Source organism: Microcystis sp. M53598_WE2 (assembly GCF_030067735.1).
In the GTDB taxonomy this organism is placed as follows: Bacteria; Cyanobacteriota; Cyanobacteriia; order Cyanobacteriales; family Microcystaceae; genus Microcystis; species Microcystis aeruginosa.
In genome coordinates this window covers 1-3,017 of record NZ_JASJFE010000313.1, presented here as the reverse complement: position 1 = coordinate 3,017, position 3,017 = coordinate 1, and the positions used below count along the sequence as shown (strand labels likewise).

4 protein-coding genes and 1 pseudogene are annotated in these 3,017 nt (G+C 40.4%); 3 read left to right on the top strand and 2 right to left on the bottom strand.

The genetic code is table 11. The annotated features are described in order from the left end of the window. Positions 1-552: 552 nt before the first annotated feature. From PX636_RS06825 to PX636_RS06815, 3 genes are read left to right on the top strand one after another with little or no spacing between them, the layout of a single operon-like run. Complete coding sequence (locus PX636_RS06825; RefSeq protein WP_002798006.1) at positions 553-945, top strand: Mo-dependent nitrogenase C-terminal domain-containing protein; 393 nt, start codon at positions 553-555, stop codon at positions 943-945. A gap of 30 nt (positions 946-975) precedes the next feature. Further along, positions 976-1,734 carry a hypothetical protein gene (locus tag PX636_RS06820; protein ID WP_012266137.1) on the top strand — a complete coding sequence of 253 codons (759 nt, stop codon included), beginning with the start codon at positions 976-978 and terminating at the stop codon, positions 1,732-1,734. Between the two features lie 5 nt (positions 1,735-1,739). Continuing rightward, a complete protein-coding gene (locus tag PX636_RS06815; RefSeq protein WP_012266136.1) occupies positions 1,740-1,991 on the top strand; it encodes a hypothetical protein in 252 nt (83 codons plus the stop codon). A gap of 42 nt (positions 1,992-2,033) precedes the next feature. On the opposite strand, the gene PX636_RS06810 is transcribed toward PX636_RS06815, so the two are convergent. Together PX636_RS06810 and PX636_RS06805 are read right to left on the bottom strand one after the other, a co-directional pair. Further along, a complete protein-coding gene (locus tag PX636_RS06810) occupies positions 2,034-2,441 on the bottom strand; it encodes a hypothetical protein (RefSeq protein WP_002798003.1) in 408 nt (135 codons plus the stop codon). Further along, positions 2,441-3,017, bottom strand: a pseudogene (locus PX636_RS06805) (AAA family ATPase); the annotation flags it as partial. The gene PX636_RS06810 and the pseudogene PX636_RS06805, both read right to left, overlap by 1 nt.

Sequence of the window (3,017 nt, the reverse complement as noted above, 5' to 3'; positions counted from 1 at the left end):
AGTTATCAGTTATCAGTTATCAGTTATCAGTTATCAGTTCACCGTTTACTATTCACAGCAAAAAACTACCCAATTTATAATTTATAATTGATAATTCATAATTCCCACACCCCACACCCTACACCCCACACCCTACACCCTACACCCCATACCCCACTTCTTGGATTGCGTATCTTTGACAAAACTGGGTGCTATTTTATACCCAGAAAAAGTGTACTATGCTGACGTGAAAAAACCTGACTTTTTGCTAACCTAGTAATAGCTCTAATCAGAGCCAATATCTTTGGGTGAAGCTTAGAGATTAATCTAGTTAACTCACTGGTGACGTTATCTTATTGTCGTCTGTTGCCTATTAGCTTTCAGGTGATAACTCGGAGATGGAAAATTAGTACAAATGTTCAAGTTTCCTCGCCGCAGCCCCAGCGTTCCCGTGCAGTCTTAACGGGTAATTTTATCCCAGAGATGTTATCGTTAAAGCGGTCAAATGTCCGAACGTCCCAGAGGATTTTCGGGAAAGATTGTTCGCCCTGTCGTAATCTCAGATAGAACCTTATGAGTCAATCAATAGAAGGTAAAGCTATGGTCGATGCTGATGTATCGGATTATACCACAAATAAAATAATTTTGTCTAATTGGATCGCCCCTTGGTCGAAAGGCAATCGGAAAAACCCGTCACCGCAACCAAAATGGGATTTATGGCAACCCCTGCGGCAACGAATTGATCGCCTAGAGATTAATACACCTGCACTGGCTCATCGGATTTGTCGTCTAATTCCGGCTCAATGTCCCTTTGCTAGGAAAATTACCCTATTTAGCCGGACAATTCTAGAGATTCCGCCCCTTTGCAAGCTAAATCCCCTCTACGAAAACCTGATGATGTTAAGATTTCGCGCTCTTTCTTACCTAGCCGATGAATGTGGAGAGGATATCGGTGCTTACTGCTAAAATGGGAGAGTGTCTTTAATCGCCACACCTATGGCCATCATTGCCCTGAAAGCTTGGTATCTGGACAAATACGAACCTATCCGCGAGGTTGTCAAACGTCCCCACGACTTGCGCTTAAGTCGCAATAGTCTCTTAAAATCGGGTTTAAGAGCCGATTTTCTCGATGATAGTCTGACGATACAGGGTTCTGTCTGGTTCCAACGCTATCTAGAAGGGGAAAGGGTGGAATTTTACCTCGAAGGTAGTGGCGGTTACGTCATCTCGAATATTGACCTGATTTCCCAAGAAATTTACTTTACTAAACAGGACCTCAGCGCTTGGTTGGATCCCGTCATTTATTTTAGCTCCCAAAGCCAATTTAAGGACTCTAGCACCGCTTTAAGAACAATTTTGACCGAAACCGTCGAAAATCTCAATAAACGCTCCCGTTTGCCCTTAACCATCGAAGAAACGCCCCGAACTGAGGGCAATGTCACCAGATTGAGTGATAGTCAACTACGCAAAATTCGCAAAAGTTTATTATTTATTGCCGATGCTACGGCGATTAGCCAAAAGGAAACGGAATTACTGCCCAGTCCCCTAGTGGGTGTAGAATTAGGTTATGCGATCGCTTGTAAACAGGGCGGACAAATTCTGCTAACCTATCAAAATCGGGCGGAATTAAAGGGTAAACTGGCTTTTGACCTGCCAAGCTACCAAAAATTAATTTTCTCGGATCTTAGCGAATTGCGTCTCACTTTTCCGCCTTTAATGGCAACTTTATTACAAAAATTCAATCTGATTAGTTAAAAAAAATGAGTAGAAAAGCTGACGAGTACGCAGTACATTTGTTCTTAAGCAGTGGACATCGCGAGGAAGTCCGTTTTTTGACTATCCAAGAATTTCAAAAGTGGTACAGTAACGAATTAGTTCCGAAAGCCGATTCCCAAGATTTTATCAATGTTCCGATCAGAAATATCCAAGGGGAATATATGGTTTTACGTCCGGCTAGTATCGTTGCTATTCGGGTGGAACCCGTCTTTTTTGGCAGTGTGGAAAGAATGTAATTTGTCGTTATCGCTAAAAAAGATAGTTAGAGCCAGAGAATTTCAGAGATTATCGATAATTCTCTCAATATCAGCTTGGATTTGATTGCTGACTTTGCCTTGCCAGCGTTCTTTTAATTCCCTTAATCCCACTTCTGCGTATTGACAGATCTTATCTAAAACTTCTTTGCCATCGCTGGGTTGAGGATAGGAATTCTTTTTACAGATAATATAAATTCCTGCGGTTAAAGCTAAAATAACTTCTGGATCGATTTGGCTAATAGTAATTAAATCTTGTCGATTGCTCAGAGTGGTTCCGTAGATACTGAAGTCTTGTTTAATGGCAAAAGCAGCGGCGAATAAATAGGCATCTACCATGCGCTCAAAGGTTTTATTATCTTTTAGTACCTGTAGATAATTTCTGGAAGTTTCCGAGGCATAAATCTTCAAACTGGGATCGATTCTCTGCATTAGTAACTCTCCATTACTTCAATCACGGAAGCATCTTCATCGGCAGCTAAACGGTGTATTTTAAATATATCAGTAGTGTAGGGAAGCAGCAGATTTAAAAGTGGATCGGGAAGATCGCGATCGGTGGCTAAAATAATTACTTGGGAGTTTAAATTAGGGAGAGAGTTAATAATATTTTTTTGATGTTCTTCGTCTAAATGTCCAAAAGGTGTATCCATAATTAGGGGAACACAAGTATCAGTTATTTGATTTAAACCGGTGATAAAAGCAAAAGCTAAAGCTTCCTTTTCTCCCGCACTTAAAACATCGGGATTTAATAATTTTCCTGTGATGGTACGGATTCCTAAAGTGTATTCGGGAGTGATTTCTACTCCTCTATATTCCTCCGGTTTGTTGGTTACTTGTAAATAGCGATCGCTGGTTACTTGATTAATCATTTTTTGGGAATTATCGATATGCCATTCGATTAATTCGTTAGTGGCATTTTTTAAACCTCTGGCCATTTTAACCTGATTAGATAACATCAATGTGGTTTGATTTTCCCTAGCTAAAATTTCCACTTCTTTGCGTAAATTT

Excerpts from the sequence above, each read along its gene's own strand:
- PX636_RS06820 (WP_012266137.1), top strand. The coding sequence starts at position 976 with ATGGCCATCATTGCCCTGAAAGCTTGGTATCTGGACAAATACGAACCT.
- PX636_RS06815 (WP_012266136.1), top strand. The coding sequence starts at position 1,740 with ATGAGTAGAAAAGCTGACGAGTACGCAGTACATTTGTTCTTAAGCAGT.
- PX636_RS06825 (WP_002798006.1), top strand. The coding sequence starts at position 553 with ATGAGTCAATCAATAGAAGGTAAAGCTATGGTCGATGCTGATGTATCG.
- PX636_RS06810 (WP_002798003.1), bottom strand. The coding sequence starts at position 2,441 with ATGCAGAGAATCGATCCCAGTTTGAAGATTTATGCCTCGGAAACTTCC.